14 protein-coding genes are annotated in these 21,662 nt (G+C 36.4%); 9 read left to right on the top strand and 5 right to left on the bottom strand.

The genetic code is table 11. The annotated features are described in order from the left end of the window. From AC4HCY_RS14880 to AC4HCY_RS14865, 4 genes are all read left to right on the top strand, one after another. Nucleotides 1-858 carry an FAD binding domain-containing protein gene (locus AC4HCY_RS14880; protein WP_491094516.1) on the top strand — a complete coding sequence of 286 codons (858 nt, stop codon included), beginning with the start codon at nucleotides 1-3 and terminating at the stop codon, nucleotides 856-858. A 5-nt stretch (nucleotides 859-863) separates the two neighbouring features. Continuing rightward, the gene (locus AC4HCY_RS14875; RefSeq protein ID WP_491094515.1) at nucleotides 864-3,137 is read left to right on the top strand and encodes a xanthine dehydrogenase family protein molybdopterin-binding subunit; all 2,274 of its coding nucleotides are present in this window, start codon (nucleotides 864-866) and stop codon (nucleotides 3,135-3,137) included. Continuing rightward, nucleotides 3,130-4,641, top strand: a complete 1,512-nt coding sequence (locus tag AC4HCY_RS14870) for an HAL/PAL/TAL family ammonia-lyase (RefSeq protein WP_323430711.1) — start codon at nucleotides 3,130-3,132, stop codon at nucleotides 4,639-4,641. The genes AC4HCY_RS14875 and AC4HCY_RS14870 overlap by 8 nt, the downstream gene beginning before the upstream one ends. Before the next feature lie 171 nt (nucleotides 4,642-4,812). Then, the gene (locus AC4HCY_RS14865) at nucleotides 4,813-7,872 is read left to right on the top strand and encodes an AAA family ATPase (RefSeq protein WP_323430712.1); all 3,060 of its coding nucleotides are present in this window, start codon (nucleotides 4,813-4,815) and stop codon (nucleotides 7,870-7,872) included. Nucleotides 7,873-8,236: 364 nt separating this feature from the next. Here the strand turns inward: AC4HCY_RS14865 and AC4HCY_RS14860 are convergent, their stop codons facing one another. Genes AC4HCY_RS14860 through AC4HCY_RS14840 form a run of 5 tightly spaced genes read right to left on the bottom strand, consistent with a single transcriptional unit; the run spans nucleotide 8,237 to nucleotide 14,411 of the window. Continuing rightward, nucleotides 8,237-9,631 (bottom strand): ABC transporter ATP-binding protein, encoded by a 1,395-nt coding sequence (locus AC4HCY_RS14860; RefSeq protein ID WP_323430713.1) that lies wholly within the window; start codon nucleotides 9,629-9,631, stop codon nucleotides 8,237-8,239. Further along, on the bottom strand, nucleotides 9,624-10,289 hold the full coding sequence (locus tag AC4HCY_RS14855; RefSeq protein WP_491096132.1) for an energy-coupling factor transporter transmembrane component T: 666 nt from the start codon (nucleotides 10,287-10,289) through the stop codon (nucleotides 9,624-9,626). Before AC4HCY_RS14855 ends, AC4HCY_RS14860 begins: the two co-directional genes overlap by 8 nt. A 53-nt stretch (nucleotides 10,290-10,342) precedes the next feature. Next, nucleotides 10,343-10,936, bottom strand: coding sequence for an MptD family putative ECF transporter S component (locus tag AC4HCY_RS14850; protein ID WP_323430715.1), 594 nt, complete (start codon nucleotides 10,934-10,936; stop codon nucleotides 10,343-10,345). A 14-nt stretch (nucleotides 10,937-10,950) separates the two neighbouring features. Next, complete coding sequence (locus tag AC4HCY_RS14845; RefSeq protein ID WP_491094514.1) at nucleotides 10,951-12,672, bottom strand: ABC transporter ATP-binding protein; 1,722 nt, start codon at nucleotides 12,670-12,672, stop codon at nucleotides 10,951-10,953. Further along, nucleotides 12,669-14,411 (bottom strand): ABC transporter ATP-binding protein, encoded by a 1,743-nt coding sequence (locus AC4HCY_RS14840; RefSeq protein ID WP_491096131.1) that lies wholly within the window; start codon nucleotides 14,409-14,411, stop codon nucleotides 12,669-12,671. Before AC4HCY_RS14840 ends, AC4HCY_RS14845 begins: the two co-directional genes overlap by 4 nt. A gap of 218 nt (nucleotides 14,412-14,629) precedes the next feature. Here AC4HCY_RS14840 and AC4HCY_RS14835 point away from each other — a divergent pair, with 218 nt between their 5' ends. The 5 genes from AC4HCY_RS14835 (at nucleotide 14,630) to hutH (ending at nucleotide 21,520) form a co-directional block, all read left to right on the top strand. Next, the gene (locus AC4HCY_RS14835) at nucleotides 14,630-15,643 is read left to right on the top strand and encodes a helix-turn-helix domain-containing protein (protein WP_323433172.1); all 1,014 of its coding nucleotides are present in this window, start codon (nucleotides 14,630-14,632) and stop codon (nucleotides 15,641-15,643) included. 316 nt (nucleotides 15,644-15,959) lie between these two features. After that, a complete protein-coding gene (locus AC4HCY_RS14830; protein ID WP_323433171.1) occupies nucleotides 15,960-16,469 on the top strand; it encodes a (2Fe-2S)-binding protein in 510 nt (169 codons plus the stop codon). Between the two features lies 1 nt (nucleotide 16,470). Further along, entirely contained in the window at nucleotides 16,471-18,735 is a 2,265-nt protein-coding gene (locus AC4HCY_RS14825; RefSeq protein WP_491094513.1) for a xanthine dehydrogenase family protein molybdopterin-binding subunit, read from the top strand. 31 nt (nucleotides 18,736-18,766) lie between these two features. Beyond that, the gene (locus AC4HCY_RS14820) at nucleotides 18,767-19,768 is read left to right on the top strand and encodes an FAD binding domain-containing protein (RefSeq protein WP_323433169.1); all 1,002 of its coding nucleotides are present in this window, start codon (nucleotides 18,767-18,769) and stop codon (nucleotides 19,766-19,768) included. A gap of 138 nt (nucleotides 19,769-19,906) precedes the next feature. Next, a complete protein-coding gene (hutH, locus tag AC4HCY_RS14815; RefSeq protein ID WP_323433168.1) occupies nucleotides 19,907-21,520 on the top strand; it encodes a histidine ammonia-lyase in 1,614 nt (537 codons plus the stop codon). Nucleotides 21,521-21,662 lie beyond the last annotated feature (142 nt).

Raw genomic sequence — 21,662 nt, 5'->3', positions numbered from 1 at the left:
ATGTATATTGATAATTTTTATTTACCAAAAAGTTTAACTCAGCTTGCAGAAGCTTTAGGAAAAAAGGATGGAGACACATATATAGTTGCAGGGGGAACAGACTTGGTAATCCACTTTTCTAAGAATTGCATATATGACTATAAGCTTATCGACATAACCCATATAAAGGAATTAAAAGCAATAGAAGAAATGCAATATGAAGTAATAATTGGGGCTTGTGTAACCATGACAGAAATAGAAAACAGCCCTGTTATAGATAAATACATTCCTGCATTAAAAACTGCAGCATATAAGTTGGGCTCTCAGCAAATAAGAAACAGAGCTACAATAGGCGGCAACATATCCAATTCATCTCAAAGCGCAGATACTCTCCCAGTGCTCTTTGCATATGGTGCTGAAGTTGAAATTATAAATTCCAAAGGTCAAAAAAGGATAGACAAGGTTGAAAACGTAGTGATAGGTCTTGAAAAAAACAATCTGCAAAAGGATGAAGCAATAACAAGAATCATAATAACAAAATGCAGCAGCATCTCAGCCTTTGCCAAGGTAGGCTCAAGAACATCAGTAACAATTTCAAAGGTAAACTGTTGTGTAAAGGCAGATGCAAATATAGATGGAAAAATATCAAATGCAGTTGTTTACATAGGAGCTGTAGGTGCAAAACCTATAAAGGCTGAGCTTGTTGGGGGAGCACTGATAGACAAAAATTTAAAAACCATTTCAATAAGTGAAATAAAAGAGCAGATACAGAATCAGATAGAAGCTGCAATACCAAGCCGTTCCTCAAAGTACTACAAAAAAGAAGCATCAGTAGGAATAATAGAAGAAGCACTCAATAATTTAAAACTAGCAAGGTGAATAATATGGGAAAATTGAAATATGTAGGTAAAAGCATTTTAAAAGAAGATTCCTACGATAAGGCTACAGGAAGAACAAAATACGTATGTGACATGAAAAGACACAACATGTTGTATGCCAAATTGGTACTCAGCCAAAAAGCTCATGCAGATATTGTAATAGATAAAACAGAAGCACTTAATATAGAAGGAATAGAAGCCATATACACTTATGCAGACGTGCCGAAGGTGCAATATAACTCACATCAATGGTATGCAGGAGCCACTGCTTTTAGGGATGAATATTTGTTGTGTGATAGAGCCAGGTTTGTAGGTGACCGCATAGCCTTGGTTGTGGGTAAAACCAAAAGAGCTGTTGAAAAAGCAGTGGCAAAGCTCAACGTTATATACAAGGAGTTAAATCCTGTAATAGGCATAGAAGCAGCAAAAAGTGATGAAATAATAATAAAAGGGAACACAAATCTTGCATTTTCAAAAGAAATATTCTGCGGAAGCTACGAAGAGCAGTTCAAAAAAGCAGACTATATTATAGAGGACAAAGGTTCAACACAGAAAATACATCATTCTGCGATAGAGCCGCACATATGCTTAAGTGAACTAGACGAACAAGGCAGTCTCACAGTGTGGACGCCATGTCAAATAGTATTCCAGGTACAGTATCATGTAGCTGACATACTGCAGATACCATACAACAGAGTAAGAGTAATAAAAGCAGTCATGGGAGGCTCCTTTGGAGGTAAGGGACAAACAGTATTAGAGCCAATATGTGCCTTTGCTGCATACACTCTCAAAAAACCTGTTATGTTGTACATGGATAGACACGATGCAATACTTGGTACCAGAAGCAGAAATGCAACAGAAATGATAGTAGAAACAGCAATAAACAAAGAAGGTAAAATATTAGCAAGAAAAATAATAACAGACATAGATGGAGGCGCATACTATACAAATGCTGCAGCTGTAACTATGGCTTTAGGTAAAAAACTTTTCAGAATGTACGATATACCGGATCAGAGCTACACAGGAAATGCTTACTATACAAATACCATACCCGGGGGAGCCTGCAGAGGTTACGGTTCACCCCAGGCACATGCCGTAACGGAAATAAATATTGACCATGCTGCGCACAAAATAGGCATGGATCCATGCGAGCTCAGACTTAAGAATTTTGTCAAGCCTGGTGCATCAGACCCTACAGGAGGGCCTAATATAGGCAATGCCCAGATAAAAGAGTGCGTCCTAAAAGGTATGGAAGCTTTCGATTGGAAAAACAGAAGACAAACCATTAAAAACAAAAATACAGAAAGATACGCCTATGGAGTGGGCATGGCATGCGGAGCACATGGCAATGGTTATTTTGGAGCATTTCCTGATTTCACCAATGTAGAAATGAGTATACTTGGAGACGGCAGTGTTCTTGTAAAAATAGGCATACACGACCAAGGCTGTGGAACTGTAGCGACAATGCAGCAGTTAGCGGCAGAAGCCTTGGACATAGATACAAAACACATAAGAGTTACAGAAGCAGATACATTAATAACACCATACGACTCAGCAGGAACACAAGCCAGCAGAGTAACCTTTGTATGTGGAGGGGCAGTCAAGGAAGCAGGAGAAAAGTTAAAGCAAAGGCTCATAAATGCCTTCTGTACATTAAAAGGGTTCAAAGAAGACTCGGTAGAAACTAGAGACGGATTAATATACCGAAAAGATTCAGACAAAAAATATACCTATGCAGATATTGCAACAGAATTTGAAACAAAATACTCACAAACAATGACAGAATTTATTAAATACCAGTCACCCGCAAATCCGGCAACTTTTGCGGCATGCTTTGCGGAGGTAAAGGTAGATAAATACACAGGACATGTAGAAGTAACGGATTTCTTAGCAGTGCACGATATAGGACAATCGGTAAATCCAATGTTAGTTGAAGGCCAAATACAAGGCGGAGCACACATGGGCATAGGTATGGCCCTTAGAGAAGAAATAGAAGTAGACAATAACGGTAGAGTAAAATCAACAAACTTCTCCAAATATCACCTAATAAACGCACCAGAGATGCCGGAAGTAAGAGTCCTGACAGTAGAAGCAAAGGAGCCATACGGACCGTATGGAGCTAAAAGCGTAGGCGAAGCATCAGCGGTAGCACCTCCAGCGGCAGTAGTAAACGCAATAAACTTTGCCCTGGATACAAACATAACCACATATCCTGTAACACCTGAAAAGATAATTAAGAACCTATATAGAAATAAGAAATGGAGTACTCAAAATGGATAAAATAATTTTAAACGGACATAATTTAAGCTTTGAAGATTTATACCAAATTGCGTACAATAACAAGCAGATTGAAATTGACGAAGCAGCTCTTGATAAAGCAGCTAAAGCAAGAAAAGTACTATTTGATAAGGCAGCTGAAGGATATCCTGTATACGGATTAAACAGAGGAGTTGGGTGGAACAAGGACAAAGAATTTGATGTTGATTTCTTTGAAACTTACAATAGAAATTTGTTATACTGTCATAGCTTAGGAATTGAGCCGCTAAGTACGGAGGAAGAAGTAAGAGCAATGATGCTTGTTAGGTTAAATACAGCACTTTGCGGTTCAACAGGTATATCAGTTGAAATACTTAAAATGCTTAGGGATTTTTTGAACAAAGGCATACATCCTGTAGTGCCGCGAAGAGGTTCTATAGGGGAAGGAGACATAACAATACTTTCACATATAGGACTTGCTATAATTGGTGAGGGGGAAGTAAACTACAAAGGAAAGAGAATAAATTCTAAGGAAGCTCTTAGTAAGGAAGGAATGAAACCAGCTATTTTAGGACCAAAGGACGGACTTAGTATAGTTTCTTCAAATGCTCAAACAGCTGCGGGCTCAGTATTTTTAGTAAAAGAAGTAGAAGAAATTATCAAAATTTCAAATGTTGTATACTGTCTTGGTATGGAGGGCTTAAATGGAGTTATACAACCCCTTGATGAGAGAGTAAATGATATGAGAGGCTTAAAAGGGCAAATCAAATGCGCTGATGAATGCAGAAAATATCTTGAGGAAAGCTATTTATACGAACCTAATAAAGACAGAGCGTTGCAAGATGCTTTAAGTTTCCGATGTTCCTTTGCGATAAATGGTTCAGTACTAGATGCACTGGAATATGTAAAGAAATACTTACTGATACAGATAAACACTACAGATGATAATCCATGTATTATGACTGATATAAATAATTTATCTGTAAGTGCAAACTTTGAAATAACTTCTTTAGTGGCAGGCATTGAAATGCTTGGCATAGTTCTATGTCATTTGTCAAAATCCTCATGTAATAGAATGCTAAAGCTAGCAGATCCGTCTTTTACAAAGCTTACAAGATTTTTAACACCAGATGAGCAAAAAACTATAGCTTATGGCACTATTCAAAAAACTTTTACAGCAATAGACGCGGAAAATAGAATGCTAGCTAATCCATCTTCTATTGATTTCTATTCAATATCAGGCAATATAGAAGACCATGCAACCAATGGGCCTTTAGTTGTAGATAAAGTAAGAAAAATAGTTGATAACTTAAAATATATTATAGGTATGGAAGCAATCCATGCAGCACAGGCAGTAGATTTAAGAAACAATGTAAAAATGGGAAAAGGAACAAAAGCAGCCTACGATGCAATCAGAGGGGTTATACCATATCTGGATAAAGATAGAAATTTAAGCGTTGATATTAAAGCTGCATATGATATTATAAATTCAGGAGAGCTTTTAAGAAAAGTTGAAAATGCGAAGTAGATGCCTTAAATAATAGCATATAAAAACTCATATATTTTTTTAAATAAGAAATATATGAGTTTTTTATATTTGACACAGAAAGCCCAAATATAAGCTATAATAAAGCTATGAGTAAGAGAAGGACTTTACTTTTACTACTACATTCATTGCTTATGCTTGGAGGAAAGCTATATGGATAAAATATTTGTTAAAATATTTGGGATAACTGAAATCAAAAAAAACAATGCTATAATAAATTTTCCTTTTAAAAAGGCTGAAGCACTTTTTTATTATTTAATAATAAAAAAGAAAACTACCAGGGATGAATTGGTAGGCTTATTGTGGAGTGAAATAAGTGAAGATGCTGCAAAGGGAAATCTGAGAAATGCATTATATGTAATAAGGAAAGCCTTTGATATGGATATAATTAAACCAGATCAGAGACAGGTTATTACTATAGATGAAAATATCCCTATTGTTACAGATTTAGATATGTTTATAAATAACAAGGATAATATAGATAGCTATACAGGTGAGTTACTAAAGGGATTTTCAGTGAAGGACTGTGAGGAATACGAGCAATGGCTGTTAAACCAAAGAGAATACTATAATAAACTATATATAGACAGGCTGCACAGTAAATTAGAGAATTCTTTTTCAAAAGATAAGAAAAATATTGAAAAGTATTGCAAGCTATTGATTGAAGTGGACAGATATGACGAAAGTCCTTATATAAACCTAATGGAGCTATATGAAAATGATAGGCAGTTTAATAATGCTATATATATATACAAACAACTTGAAGAGACCTTAAAAGAAGAACTGAGCATTTCCCCGAGTGTAAAAACTAAGGATATATATAATAGAATCATAAAATTAAAAAGTATTGAAGAAGACAATAATCAAATGTCATCAAAAGATTTTTTTTACGGCAGGAGCAGGGAAATAGATTATTTGGTTAAAAACTTTGAAAGCTTTATGACAAGTGAATTATATAACTCTATAATAATAAACGGTGAGGCTGGGATAGGAAAAACAAAACTTATAAACAGGTTTTTAAAACTCATAGATAGATCCCAAGTTTATTTATTTCAGGTTGATTGCTATCATGATGAAAACAATTGTATTCTAAAGCCATGGAACATAATAATTAAAAATATTTTCAACGCTATAGAAATGGAAAAGGAAAATATTTTTATACCTCCGCTATGGAAAAATAATATAGTCCATGTTTTCCCATTTTTAGGCAACGGCTATGACTATCTTGAAATGAATTTTATTGAAAAAATTGATGATAAAAATTATCAAGTAGTAGAAGAAGCTTTGTCTAATATCATAAACGTTTTATCTGGTATAAAAAAAGTAGTAATTATTTTCGAGGATATGCAATGGATAGATAAGGCAAGTCTAAATTTACTGATGAGAGTCATATTAAATGATTTAGAAAAAAATGTTTTGTTTTTAGGTACCTCTAGAAAAGAGTATAATTATGAGCTGGATAAATTCATTACATTACTTGGCAAGTACGACAAAATACACAATCTTACCCTAAATAGATTTAATAAAGGTGAAGTCTTTGAATTTTTAGATGGAGCCTTACCTGATTATAATTTTAGTGAAAAGCAAAAGATAAAAATTTACGAAGAGACAGAAGGAAATACTTATTTTATGGTGGAGGTTTTAAACAGCATAAAAGAAAATATTGATTACGATTTTATGACATCAAAGATGAAGGATTTTATCAAAACAAGATTTTTAAATATTACTGGTGACAAAAGAGATGTATTGAATGTTATATCATTATTCTTTGATGGAGTAAAAATTGATCTGCTAAAAGAGCTCACCAATATTAATGAAAGTCAAATTATAGATATAATAGAGGATCTTGGAAAGAAGAATATTATTGAACAAAAGCTAATCGATAATGAGGTAATATTTAAATTTACACATCAAAAATTAAGGAAATATATATATGAAAACTTATCTATGATTAGGAGAAGGGTTCTTCATGAAAAAGCAGGTCAAGTATTGGAAAGAAATCTCAGAGGTGACCAAAGTGATGTTTTGCTTTATTCTAAAATAATATACAATTATGGGAAAAGTGAAAATCAGTTTAAGACCCTAGAGTATACTTTAAAAAACGCAAATGTTTATCTGGATTACAATCACGAGCTTTATCCTAAGTGCAGCCTGCCTGCTTTTGAAAATGATAATATATTATATTTTACAAATCAAAAGATAATACCTTATTTTGAGAAACTTGAGGAGATGATAAATCGCCTTGAAATGCAAAGGTACAGCATAAATGAAATCTTAAGATTAAAAATTATGCTAAACCTTATGCGCGGTAGATATTTGATTAGAATGGGGCAGTATGATGAAGGAGTACCGTCAATAAAAAGAGTAATAGAGGATGCGGGAGAAGTCCAAAATTATGAGTTCTTATTGATGGGACACAGACAGATGATATATTATTGTATCCAAACAAATGATGTTGATTTGATGAAAAAAGAAATACAAACCTCTCTTGAGATAAGTGAAAAGATTGGAAATGATTATGAAAAAGCCACACTTCTAAGGCTTAAGGGATTAAACAAAATAATGAGCTTAGAATATGAGGAAGCGGATATGCTATTAAGAGAATCAATAATTCTTTTTGAAAGGCTAAATCAAAGACAAAGCATATACTCATTGAATATTGCCGCTGCTTATAATTATATGGGAGAAATAAAGAGATTAAATGTGGACTTTGAAGAAGCTATTAAATATTACGATAAGGCTATAGAGATATGCAAAAGAAAGGGTGTCATTAGAGGATTAGCTATTTTTTATACAAATGCAGGAAGATGCGCAATAGAAAACAATGACTATCAAAAAGGTGAAGGATATCTAAAGGATGCACTATATCTTTATAATAAGATAAATATATTAAGTGGAAGGGCAATTGCAGAGAGCTTAATGGCACTTATTAAGATAAGAAAAGAATGTTATGATGATGCTATTAAACTTTTAAAGGATGCAGAAAAACATGTAAATATTCAAAATAAAGCATTCGAGCTAGGCGTTTGTTCGAAGGTTCAGGCGGTAGTTAAGTATTATATGAAGGATAATCAAAAACTACGAGATGTTTTCTATTCCTATCTACAACAGGATATTCAATATTATTCCAATAAGGCTATAAAGTATTTTGATAAGATAAACGAAACCTATGAGACAGAGACTTTAAAATCTATGTTGGAGAAAGATTGTTAGCCTATCGATAAAAAAGCAGCAGAAAAAATTAACCACTGTGTTATAGGGAAAGATTTTAAATTCAATAGTTTTGTTGTATTGTGGCAGACAGCTTGGTGAAAGCTGTCTGCATTTTGCTATTATTATGCCACACCTAATTCCTTTTGCAGTGCCTGCGTATCCGCTAAATCCAACAAGCCCACATCTCTATAGTATATTGTCACCTATTCAAATGCTGTCCTTGAGTATCACTCTGACCCTAGGCTACAGTAAAGATAAAATATAAGTTGTTGCCGAAAAAGAACGGCAAGGTGTATTATGAAACCTTAGACAGCTGACTTACATATTGATCCAGTCGCTTTTACTCGTTGTCTGAGATTTCAAATCATCTCACGAACTCAAAAACATTCCCTCCACATTTATGTATCAGTTCATAGTCATGGGTAATAACAATAACAACTTTCCCTAAGGATTCCATCTCATGGAGATAATTGATCATTTTCATCATTTTGCCTTTGCAAAGACCACTTGTCGGCTCGTCTAAGACAATAATTGGCTTCTTCGATACCTTTGCTAGCCCAATTAAAAGCCTTTGTTTTTCCCCTCCTGATAGAATTTGGGGGTGAAAATCTTTTTTATCATATAAATCCAGCTCTGTTAGTACCTTTTTCTTTAGTTCATCATCGGAACTGACAATGGATATCTCCTGCCAAACCGACTCTGTGAACAGTTGATAATTTACATCTTGCATGACCATTGAAATAAACTCATAATTCTTCTTTATTCTTTTATTTTCCCAAAAGCTTCTTCCCGGCCCTTTTGACAAGCCGGATAATTTTTTAATAAATGTGGTTTTCCCAACTCCGTTTTCGCCAATAATAAAATTAATCCCGACTGGAAAAGAAATGCTCATATCCAGAATATGATGCTGATCATAATTCGCCAGAAATTTATCGCAATTTAATAAATCAGAGGTGTTTCGGTAATCATTTCCGCCAATCAGCCTTATGGTATTGCATGCTAAGCTGCTTAACTCCTGTTTTACGATTTCCCGAAATGATCTCAACTCATATTGCTTTGCAATTTCATCGAGCAGATACTTTTGAGTACCCTCCACCTTCAAAACATTCATTTCTTTCTGATGAAGGATCGCAAGTTTACCCATGATATCTGCCAGATAGTATAATCTGTGTTCCGCAACGATGATGATTTTCCCCATAGCTTTCAATCCAAGGAGCATCTTTTTCAGCAATTCAATTGCTGCTTTATCCAAAGAAGCGGATGGCTCATCAAATATATATATATTGTTATCCATACACGCTGCACCGGTAATTGCAACAAGCTGTTTCTCTCCGCCCGAAAGTGTAAAGATGTTTTTATCCAACAAGCTGGCTGTATGAAGCTTTTCAGTATACTCTTCTATTATTTCTAAGATTTTATCTCTCGGTATATTTCTATTTTCCAAGGCAAATGCCAGTTCATCTGTCGTATTGATACAGTAAAACTGTGTCTTCGGATTTTGAAATACAGTAGAGACAAATCTACTTCTGTTTGAGATGCTTTTTTCAAGTATTGATTTGCCATCAAATTCTATATCTCCACTTATTTGAACCTCTCCAGCCTCCGTGATAACTCCATTTATCGCTTTCAACAAACTGCTTTTGCCGCAGCCGGATTGTCCTGTAACAACTACAATCTCACCTCTGCCAATTTCCAAATTGACTTTTTCAAAAATAGTTTTTTCTTTGTACTTGATTCCAAAATCTTTTATCTTAAGCATATTTCCCCCTTATATAAAATCCAATCAGCAGGAACATGAGCAAGAAAAAGATCGCATCGATTCCTTTGATCTTCGCAGCAGAAATACTGCTTCTGCGGATTCCAATCTCCATCCCCCTTGTAAGCGCAGAAATACCAACCTCATCAGCAGTACGTGTCAAACACATTAATAAAGGGACTGTTCTATATTCAAATAACTTCAAGGGATTGAAAATCAACCTTTTTGTTGTTAGCCCGTGTAAATACATTGCATCTTTAATCTGGCTGTAATCTTCTCGAACCGCATAGAAAAATCTCGCCATAACAGTCATTGGTATCACAATTTCGTCGGGAATTTTCATCTTTTTTAAAGAGTAAACCAAATCACTCATATCGGTTGATACCAAAGTATACTTTCCCATCAGTAGTCCAGGCAGCATCCTTAAAACCAACATGGCGATAAATAGAAACAATGACGCCAGCATCCCAGTTGCATTATACAAGAAATATTTTTGTATAATACTCGCTACAAGAATCAGCACCCCCCCTTTTAGTGCTTCTTTGTAGCGTTTTTCTGATACAAAAAGTATATAAGGCAAAAGTGATGCAGCTACAGCTACAATAAGATACCTCTGTTGTAAGTTTCCAAGCAGAAGTGTATAGGATATGACAACGGTCATAAATAGTTTTGTTCTAAAGTCTAATTTCTGCCTTAATATAGCTCTCACGTATTCTATACCCCCTTGGCCATCCCTGCTTTGACAAAGTGTTTCTTAAGAATTGCAATTCCTATAGTGCACCCAATATAAGTACCCAGCATGCCCAGGAGCGTGATAGGGATTAAGGACCAGTTGGGCAGGACACTCATCATTTTCGTTGCATAATCTTGTCCATAGCCCATCTGTAACATCTGCTCGATGTACTTATCTCTTGCAAAGAAAATCGGAAGCCAGTTTCCAAGTCCGGAAATAGTCGCAATAGTAAACGCAGTCCTTGCATGATTCACACTATTATAATTTCCTTTTTTCAGCATCAGTTCGCCGAGGATTCCACCCAATACAGCTGTGAGCAACATCCACGGTCCATGTCCCATTACCACAAAGATAATCGCAATAATCATTTGTTCGATAAAAAGCATTCCGCGCTTTTTGATCTTTGTTGCAAACAACATGCTTGCAGGTCCTGCTAGCAACCCTCCAACAAATGGCACAACCGGCATTAACACCGGAATGAATCCAATCATGCCTCCAATAAAAGTAAATATGAAAATCAAAACAGTAAACAATCCTACATTGATTAAATCTTTTACATTCAACTTTTTATTCATTCTTTTTCCCTCCATTAATATTTAAATGCTTCTGCCAGCCTTGCTTTTTCCAACAAATTGTTATAGGTTTTTGACAAGGATATTAATTCGTGGTGCGTCCCAAATGCCTCAACTTCTCCATCATTGATAACAACGATCTTATCTACATTTTCAATGGATTTCAGTCTATGGGAAATGATAACCACAGTTTTATTTTGAGTTAATTCGTTCAAGCTTTCTTGGATTTTTTTCTCATTGTCCACATCCAGTGAGGCAGCAATTTCATCCAAAATAATGATAGGTGCATTCTTCAAAAAAGCTCTGGCGATCGAAAGCCTTTGTCTTTCTCCTCCGGATAAGGTCGCTCCGTTTTCACCGATTACGGTATCGTATCCATCGGGAAGCCCCGCAATAAATTCTTCGCAATTGGCCAGTCGGGCTGCCTCTCTGACATCTGCATCAGATGCTGTTTTATTTCCGATTCGAATATTTTCCATGATTGTGGTATTAAATAGTGTTACATCCTGGAAAACAACAGAGGTCTTTTCAAACAGTGATTTGGTGGAAATCTCTTTGATGTCCATGCCGTCAATTTTTATGGTTCCGTTATCATAATCATAAAGTCTGGAAATCAAACGAAGAATACTTGTCTTGCCGCATCCTGACATTCCTACAAGGGCAGTTACTTCATTTTGATTTGCCGTAAAGCTGATATTCTTGAGAACCTTTGTATCCTCATTGTAAGCAAAAGACACATTTTTTAATTCTATATCATAATTGGAAAGTTCTTTATCTTCACCTTTTTGAACTTCCGTATTTTTAATTTCCTGGATACGATGAATCATGGAATCAATATAATAGAGCTCTGCAATATTCTGGCTTACTCCATCTGCTGCTTCTTTGATTTTAATGGATGCCAGAATGTATCCAATGAGGTATAAAATATTTATTTCTCCCTTTAAAAGCAGTCCTGTTCCGACCAATAGGACAATCGCAAAGGCAACCTGAACAACAATCCCTGATAGAAGGAGGGGAACCGCCGCTGTAAGCTCAGTTTTTAAGTGGATTTTTTCGCCCTCTTCCATTTTTTTATACAGGTTTTGTTTGGCTTTTTTCGCAAGTCTAAAGCTTCTAATTTCTTGCTGTAATTCGATAGCTTCCTGAAAGCTGTCCGAATTATCTCTGAGTTTTGTGTAATACTTAATGTTTTCTCTTAATTGAATTTTTTTAGACCAAACAATCAATAGAAAGCCTATGATAATCGGCAATACAACAGCCAGTCCCAGTTTCCAATTTCCCTTTAGCAAAAGAATAGATACCAGAGGAAAAAACATCAAGAAACCAATGGTTTTTGCCATCGCGTGGCTCATGGCGTGTTCAATGGCTGCAACATCGGCCATGATTGTCTGAGACAGATCCGATAGATTATGCTTGGAGAAATAAGAAAGAGGCAGTTTACTCAAGGTATCTGCAATATCCAGCCTTAGATTAGCACTCTCCTTGTAAGTGGAATTATAAAGTGTGTTGTATTCCACCCTGAGCAGTACATACATGATAACCAACACTGCGATGGAAAAGCTTATATAAAATGCATTATTTTTCACATTTCCCAAAACAAGCTCATCAAACAAAATCATCAGCAGTATTGCAGGGAGCATATTGACTATATATACAAAAAAGGATGAAAAACTCGCTTTCACCAAGCCGCTTGCGCCGTTATCCGTCAGCGCAAAGCACTTCTTAAATAAATTCTTCATATACGCACCCTCCAATCATTCGCTTTTGCGTAAAGATCTTGGAAATATTTATATTTGCTGTCTTCCTTCATCAACTCAGCATCATTGCCTCGCTCTATAATTTTCCCCTTTTCCATGACCAACACTTCATCAACTGCTCTAATACTGCTCAGTCGATGCGCAATCATAATCACAGTTTTCCCCTTGATGAGATTTTTGAATGCTTTTTGCAGCTCGTGTTCGTTTTCGGGATCAACGGCCGCACTTGCTTCATCCATGATGATAATATTGGCATCCTTCAAAATGGCTCTCGCAATAGCAATTCTTTGTTTTTCTCCTCCCGACAAAAATACGCCTTTGGAGCCAATTACGGTTTGATCTTTTAAGGGGAATTTTGCAAGCAGCTCATCGCACCCCGCGAGATGCAGAGCTTTGAGCACTTGCTCTTTTCTTGCATTCGGATTTGCGATTTGAACATTCTCAAAAATGCTCGTTTTGAACAACTTGCTATCTTGGAATACAAAAGCAATGCTTCTTGTAATAGCGTCCTCGCTGTAATCCGAAATACTTTTGCCGCCGATCTTTATGGCACCGCTGTGAATCTTATAAAATCCTGATATTAATTTCGCAATCGTCGACTTTCCACTTCCGGAGGCCCCAACCAAAGCATAGCTCTTATTTGCCTCAAGTTTGAAGCTGAGATTCTCCAAAATCATTTCATCCTTGTAGCCGAAACTAACATTGTCAAACTCTATCTCATAGTTTTCAAATTTCTCCAATGTCCCAAACTCTAATTTATCCTGCTGCATATCCGTAAAAATTTCTTCCAGCTTTTCTACAGCAGATATTCCCATATAGGCATACATAGAGACATACATGATTTTCATGAATCCGCTAAATAACACACCGCTAAGGAATAAGACCATAATCAAATCCACAGCAATAACTGCAGGGTTCAATTGAAGATCCATAAACAGAACCAGAAACGGTGTCAAAATGGCGATGGCACCCAGAAAAATAATTTGAAATCTTACATATGGTTTTCTGCAGCTCATGGAATAATTCAGGGCATATTTCGAGTAATCCATGATAGCTTTGTGCAGTGCTTTAAATGAATTCACACTAGCTCCAAAGATTTTAACCACTTGCATTCCACGCACATACTCAACCGTTTCACTGTTCATCTTCTCCAGCGCCGCTTGATAAATGGCCATGAAGCTTTTATCTCCGGACATCAACATAATTTGCCCTGCACCAAAAACAGTAAACAAAACCAATGCCAGTCCTACTTTTACATCCACCATAAATCCAACAATCAGCACCAATATCGGCGTAAGAATCGCACCTGCGTTATCGGGTATCAAGTGCGCAACAATACTATGGGTTTGCGCTGCATTGTCATCAATGAGCTGTCTGGTTCTTCCGGATGAATTTAAATCAAAGAATTTGAAGCTGGCACTGATCAGTCCATCGATTCCTCTTTTTCTTAAGTTTGTTTCCAGCCTAAAACCAAGAATATGGGCTAAAAGCACGGAGACCATATAAATGAGAGATCCTGCCACCAAGAGCCCCACTATGATAACTGCATAATGAAATGCGTCTCCCGCTTCATTCATAATGACAAGCCCCTTAAGAAGCTCATACAAATAATAGTATGCCGACACGGTTATCATAGTGGAAACCGCCGTGAATGCGATTGCCAGATACGCTAACCATTTTTCTTTCGGCACATAATGAAGCAGCTTTTTGTAAACCTTCAACATATCCAATACCTCCTAATATTATTTCGTTTAGACATAATTATTGATTACAACGAAGTCTTTTTTCTATGTGCATCTTGTTTATATTCAACTTTTTCTTTGATTTACAACAATATTATCCAGAGCTATTGTATCATCTCGTGAAATGATATACAATGAAGAAGACGCATTAATGTCTAATCGTGTTATTACCTAATCGCGATATTGGAGGTCTGTTTGTGAGTAGATTTCAGGATTTTTTAGAAGAGATGGGTTGGGAGGCTTGCTTAAATTGCTCTAAATACTGTCATGCCGGCAAGACGGTTTACATCCAAAATGAAGATATGGATGGGCTGTACTGGTGGTATGAAACCGAACATTTTATTATTGATATCCATGATTTTTTTATAAAAAGAGAAAAGATGGCAGATTCCTTTCCTGATATGAGCCGTTTCATGACATTCAGCTCGTCCTATATTAAGTCGGCCAATGGAGAGTGCTTCAGTCCATATCAAACACTGACTGCCAATACCATGTTTGTTGCGAGCATGGAAAACACAAATTTCAGATTCCTTCTGCACGCAAATTTTCCCTTTTTGAGCGTGGGCGTCAATATCAAGAAGAAAATGATTACAGACTATCTTTCTTCCCACATGGAAACAAACCCCAAAACGGTTTCAGAGGTCTTTTTTGATACCAGAGAGCTTGTTACAAAGCCTTTGGAAAAGCTTGCAAATTCTATCTTAAATTGCAATATGAGTTCTCCTGCTGCTGAAATATTCCTCGAAGCAAAAGCGAAAGAATGGTTGAGCATTACCCTTGATGCCTATTTCAACAAAGAAACAGAAAAGTCAATCTCTGTGCCGGATGAAAAAGCAATTGTAAATGTAGCGAATTATATTAGTGATCATTATGCTTTGGATATCCCTCAAGAACTCTTAGAGAAGATTGCTATGATGAGCGGAACAAAATTAAAAAATCTTTTTAAACAAAAATATCAAATGAGCATTACAGAATACGCCCAAAGAAAACGAATGAATATCGCAGAAACATTACTATCAACAACGAAACTGGAAATAAGAGATGTTGCAAAGTCTGTGGGATATACCTCCCACAGTAGATTCACAACGCTTTTCAAAAAATACAAGGGCATCTATCCTCGCGAAGTGAAAAAGCTGGGAGACATGGACAGTGCCGCACATACCTGTCAAAATGATTTAGGGAAGTGCTGTCACTGTAGCTCCAACCAATAAACAAACTGTAACCTCTAAAAAAACAGGGCGGCTGGTTAGGTGTGACCTACCCAGCCGCCCTGCCTTGCGTTTATTGTGTTTGCCTTTTACCAAGAATGGAGGTGAATGCGTGTTTGAGGATATTGACAATGTTTTCAAGGTTTCCGTTATATTTTTGGTAGAGTAAAAGGATAAATGATATAGCTTGCACTTTTCTCTGTGACGCAGTTGCTTTATTTTCAGCTGCTTTTTTTATTGCTTTGATTTTTGATAATTTTCAGACGCATACATTGTAAGATTAGTCTAAATAATTGAAAATTTAGAAGGAGTGAGGCTTGTGGACTATCAAACAACTCATATTAGTATAGATATTAATGGAAAAGAGTATAGCTCTTATATACCGTCTAATTTGACGCTTTTAGATTTTTTAAGAGAAAGTATTGGATTTATGGGGGCAAAAAAAGGCTGTGACAGTGGACATTGTGGAGCATGTACTGTACTGCTTGAAGGAAAAGCTGTCAATTCCTGCATGCTTTTGGCAATACAGGCTGATGGCAAGAGGATAACTACAATAGAAGGACTAAATGAGGGAGAAAAGCTTCATCCTATTCAAGAAGCTTTTATAGAAGAAAATGCAATACAGTGTGGATTTTGTACGCCTGGAATGATTATGTCTGCCAAAGGTTTATTGGATAAGAATCCTAACCCTACTGATTTAGAGATAAAAGAAGCCTTGTCAGGAAATTTGTGCAGATGCACAGGATATACAAAGATAATAAATGCAGTTAAAAATGCAGCAGATAAACTTAATAATCAAAGAAAGGATTCTGAAATGGAGGAAAAGTAATATGGATGATTTTAAGGTTGTGGGCAAGTCACATCCTAGATTTGAGTCTGTAAAGAAGGCTATAGGCCAAGCAAAATATACAGACGATTATGTTTTACCCGATATGGTATATGGCATGATCCTAAGGAGCCCCTATGCACACGCTAGAGTTAAAAGCATTGACAAGAGCCAGGCGGAGAAGGTACCTGGAGTATTAAAGATACTACTTCCGCAAGATGTTCCGGATAAGCTGTTTAACTGTTCGGGGAATCCTCCTTCTCCATTATTAATAGAGGATGAAAGGATATTGACGGATCAGCCATTGTGTATGGGTGATCGTATAGCTGCAGTTGCTGCAGTCACAAAAGAGGTATGCAAAGAAGCCTTGGATAAATTGATAGTAGAATACGAGGAACTACCTACAATATTTGATGTTGATGAAGCACTCAGAGAAGATGCGCCACTGCTGCATCCAGAAATAAGCGATAGTAATATTGTAAAGAAAATAGAGGCTAAGCAGGGAGATGTAGATAAAGGTTTTGAAGAATCAGACTATGTTTTTGAAGATGTATATTATACACCTATGATACAAAATGTTTCTATGGAGCCTAATAGCTGTATTTGTGACTATACTTACGAAGGCAAGCTAAACATAATAAGTACTTCGCAAACCCCTTTTCAAGAAAGACGAGTATTGGCAAGGCTAATGGATATGGCTGAAAATGACGTAAGGATCATAAAGCCTATTATGGGTGGCGGCTTTGGTGAGAGGCAGCAACTGCATAATCAGCATGTAGGCGCTATACTTTCAAAGGCTATTGGAAGACCCGTAAAGATCATAAATACAAGAGAAGAGCAAATGTATGCTTCGGTAGTAAGGCATAGCGCAAAAATATTCCTAAAGATAGGCGTAACAAAGGATGGATACATCAAGGCATTTAAGGCTAAATCCTATTACAATACAGGTGCATATACAACGCATGGGCCAACAGTGGTTGCGGCAGGGAGTAGGAAGGTGAACTATAGAATACCGAACTATCTTTTTGAAGGATACTGTGTATATACCAATTCCCCTGTAAGCGGAGCGGTAAGAGGATATGGAAATCCGCAGATGACCTTTGCAAGGGAAGTGATGCTTAATACAATAGCTAAAAAGCTAAATATGGATCCTATAGAATTCAAGATGAAAAATCACGTAAAAGCTGGTGATAAACTGCCGGCTGCAACAGCTTCTCTTCTTAGCTGTGCTACGGAAGAATGCTTAAAGGGAGGAGAAGAAATAAGAAAGAGAATAGATGAAGAAGAATCGAAAAGCAGGACTAACAATGATCCTAACATAAAAGAAGCTTGGGGTACAGCATTTTGCTGCCATACCTCTGGCCCATCCTCAAAGGAAGGTATGAGCTCCAGTGTCATCTTGGTAAATGATGATGGTACAGCAAACTTGCTTATGGGTTCTGCCGATATAGGTCAGGGTAGCGAAACAATACTTAGTCAGATTGCTGCAGAAGGTTTAGGGATTGATCTAAAGGATATAACTGTAACTGCTGCTGATACCAAATTTACTCCCTACGATACTGGCACTTTTGCCAGCAGTCAAACATACGTGGGAGGTAATGCTGTATTTTTAGCTGTAAAGGATGCAAGAGAAAAGATAATAAAGGCATTGGCGAGATTATATGGAGTCAATGAAGAAAATATTATTTTTGAGAAGCGCAGGTTTGTTATTAGGCCTTCTAACGGCAACTTAGAGTTAACTTTTAAAGAAGCCATATCAAAGATAACTTTTGGCCAAAGAGGAGTAATCATAATAGGAAGTTCAAGCTATAAAGCAGAAGAAGCTCCTCCGCCTTTTGCAGTTTGTTGGGCCAAAGTTTCTGTTGATATGATTACAGGCAGTGTTAGTTTAAAGCATATCATTGAAGCAGTAGATGTAGGAAAAGCCATAAATCCTGAGCTCGTGGAAGGCCAAGTTCAGGGAGGAGTAAGTATGGGTGTAGGTTATGCCATGATGGAACAGATTGAAATTGATAAAAAGACTAAAAAAGTCTTATCCTCAGATCTTCTTCATTATGAAGTACCTTTAACCCTTGATATGCCGGAGATTCATGTGTATATTGCTGATGGATATGAACCAACTGGGCCTTTTGGAGCCAAGAGTGTTGGAGAATTATCCACTGTTCCAGTTGCTGCCGCAATAGCAATTGCAATATCCAATGCCACAGGAGAAGAGATTAAGGAGATTCCTATAACTCACTCATACATTGCTAGAGGATGCAGCATATAAAAGAATTTAAAACAAAAGGGGTGATTTTATTATGATAAAATCTAGTTTCGAATACCTTACTCCTGAAACCCTTCCGAGTGCCTATGATTTTAAAAAAAAGTATGAAGACTCTGTTTATTTAGGAGGAGGGACAGATTATATACCTCTATTAAAATATAATTTGAAAAAACCTAAAAATGTTATAAGCCTAGAAAAAGTAATGGAATTAAAAAAGATAGAGAAAGATGAAGAAGGAATATTCATAGGTTCAATGGTTACTTTGACAGAAATCTATGAGAATAGATTTATCATAGATTCCTTTACAGCACTAGCTCAAGCTGCGAGAAGAGCGGCTTCCCCACAAATAAGAAATACAGGAACCATAGGCGGCAATGTTCTACAGGATAGGAGGTGTATGTATTTTAATCAATCAGAAGATTGGAGAAGTAACTTAGCTCCATGTTTTAAAATAGGAGGTGATATATGTCATCAAGCTCCAAAATCTGAGATATGCAGAGCCTTATATTATTCGGATATAGCTCCTGCGCTATTGAGTTTAGATGTCGAAGCAGAAATATTTGACGGAAGATTAAGAAGAATATCTGTGAGCGAGCTTATAAAAAGTCATGTTGACAGAAATGGGCTCCTAAAGACACATGACTTCATTTTAAAAGGTTTTTATATTCCCTACCTGCCGGAAAACTGTTGGACAAAATTTGAGAAATATAGCTTAAGGGCTTCAATAGATTTTCCTATTATGAATATAGCCACAAGATATTCTCAGAATAAAGAGAATAGAGTCGCCAAAATAATAGTAGGGGCTGTATCTCCTATGCCAATAGAATTAATTGATACTGAAGTCATGATAATTAACAAGCTTGATAATTTGACAGAATCTAAGGATGATATAGCTAAATTTGCACTTTCAGAACTGACAAAAAAAAGCCAACTGGTAAGAGAAACTGGGGTATCTATAAAGGTGAAAAGAAATACTTTCAAAAATATTTTAAGGGCAGTAGATGATTTAATTTTTATGATTATACAAATCAATTGATGATTATTTCAAAATATTTATAATAATTTTACGATTTTTCGATGGGATGAAAATATAGTTAAAATATAATGATCCTTAGTATAGATTTGCAATAGAAAAAAGTATCTATGCTGAGAGAAACAACAAGGAGGGTCAAGTATGAATAAGGTTATTTTAGATGGCAATAGCTTAACTATCCAAGATGTAGTCAATGTAGCTAGACATTTTGCTCCAGTAGAAATAGCAGAAGAAAGCAGAAGAGAAATTATTAAGGTGCGAGAATATATTAACGAGCATTGGATATCACCAGATTCACCACCTACATATGGGTTTAATACAGGAGTAGGTAAACTTAAATATCTTAATGTCATAATGGATCAAAATGATACATTCCAAAACAATATAATTATGTCTCACTGTGGTGGAGTGGGAGAACCTGCAAGTGAAGAGGTAGTTAGAGCAACAATAGTAGTAAGGCTAAACGCATTTTGCCAAGGTGTTTCAGGACTTAGGATGGAGGTCGTAGATAGACTTTTAGAAATGCTGAATAAAGGTGTTCATCCGGTAATTCCGATTCAAGGTTCTGTTGGAGCCTGTGGGGATTTAGCACCATTAGCCCATATGGTATCTGTTTTAGTAGGATACCCTCAAGCAGAAGCATTTTATAAGGGAGAAAGAATGTCTGCTCCCGAGGCGTTGAAAAGGGCAGGCATAACTCCAATTGAATACCAGCTAAAGGCGAAAGATTGCTTAGCACTTATAAATGGTACTACTATGTTTACTGGTATGGCAGCACTAAACTGCTACGATGCACAGCAGCTTGTACGAGAATGTGAAATTTCAGCAGCACTTAGTTTGGAAGCTGTTAGAGGGGAAACAGCAGCTTTCGATCCAAGAATTCAGCTGGTACGTAAGCATAAAGGGCAAATAGATTGTGCAGCAAACATTAGAACACTAGTAGAAGGCAGTGAAAGAGTAACAGAAGAAGCTAGAAAGGTTATTTTGAAAACTGATGTACTCCATCATGAATACAAACCTAGAGTACAAGATGTATATTCATTGAGGTGTCTGCCACAGGTACAGGGCGCAGTTAGGGATAATTTGGACTATGTAAATAAAATAATCGAAGAAGAAATAAATGCAGCTACTGACAATCCTTTAGTTTTCTGGAATGAAGATGGTAAATTGATGTTTTATAGCGGCGGAAATTTCCATGGAGAACCTATAGCATTTGCTATGGATATATTAAGTATGTCAGTATCAGAACTTGGCAATATTTCTGAAAGAAGAAGCTTTAATCTATTGGACCCAACATTAAGCTATGGTTTACCTGCAAACTTAGCAGGAAATCCCGCAGGACTTAATTACGGATATGCAATAATTGCGTGCTCAGCTTCGGCATTAGCTTCTGAAAATAAGACACTATGCTTCCCTGCAAGTGTAGATTCTATACCCACTAAGAGCAACCAGGAAGACCACGTAAGCATGGCTCCATGGGCTGCAAGGAAGGCTAAGATGGTTATAGATAACGTTGCAAAGATATTAGGAATTGAGTATCTAATAGCAGCAGAGGCTATTTCGCTTACCGAAGAGCAACTGGGACAATTTAAGCTTGGAAATGGTACAAGCGCAGCCTTTGAAAGAATAAGAAAAGACGTAAAAGCTGCATATTGTGACACCTATATGCCAAGTCAATCTACACCGGCAATTGAACTTGTTAAGAAAGGTGAAATATTAAAGGCAGTAGAGGAAGCTATAGGCAAGCTTAAATAAGAAGTTAGATAAGAACTAAAAAGATGATTGAATTAATTTTGGATTCCCTATTTGATCTATATTTTTAAATATTAAAGTTTTATCAATTTTGTGTTTGAAAAAGGATTAAGGGAATCCTTAAAAATAACTATTTGAACTACTT

The organism is Lutispora sp. QWL-02 (assembly GCF_058315355.1).
This window is presented reverse-complemented; position numbering and strand designations above follow the sequence as displayed.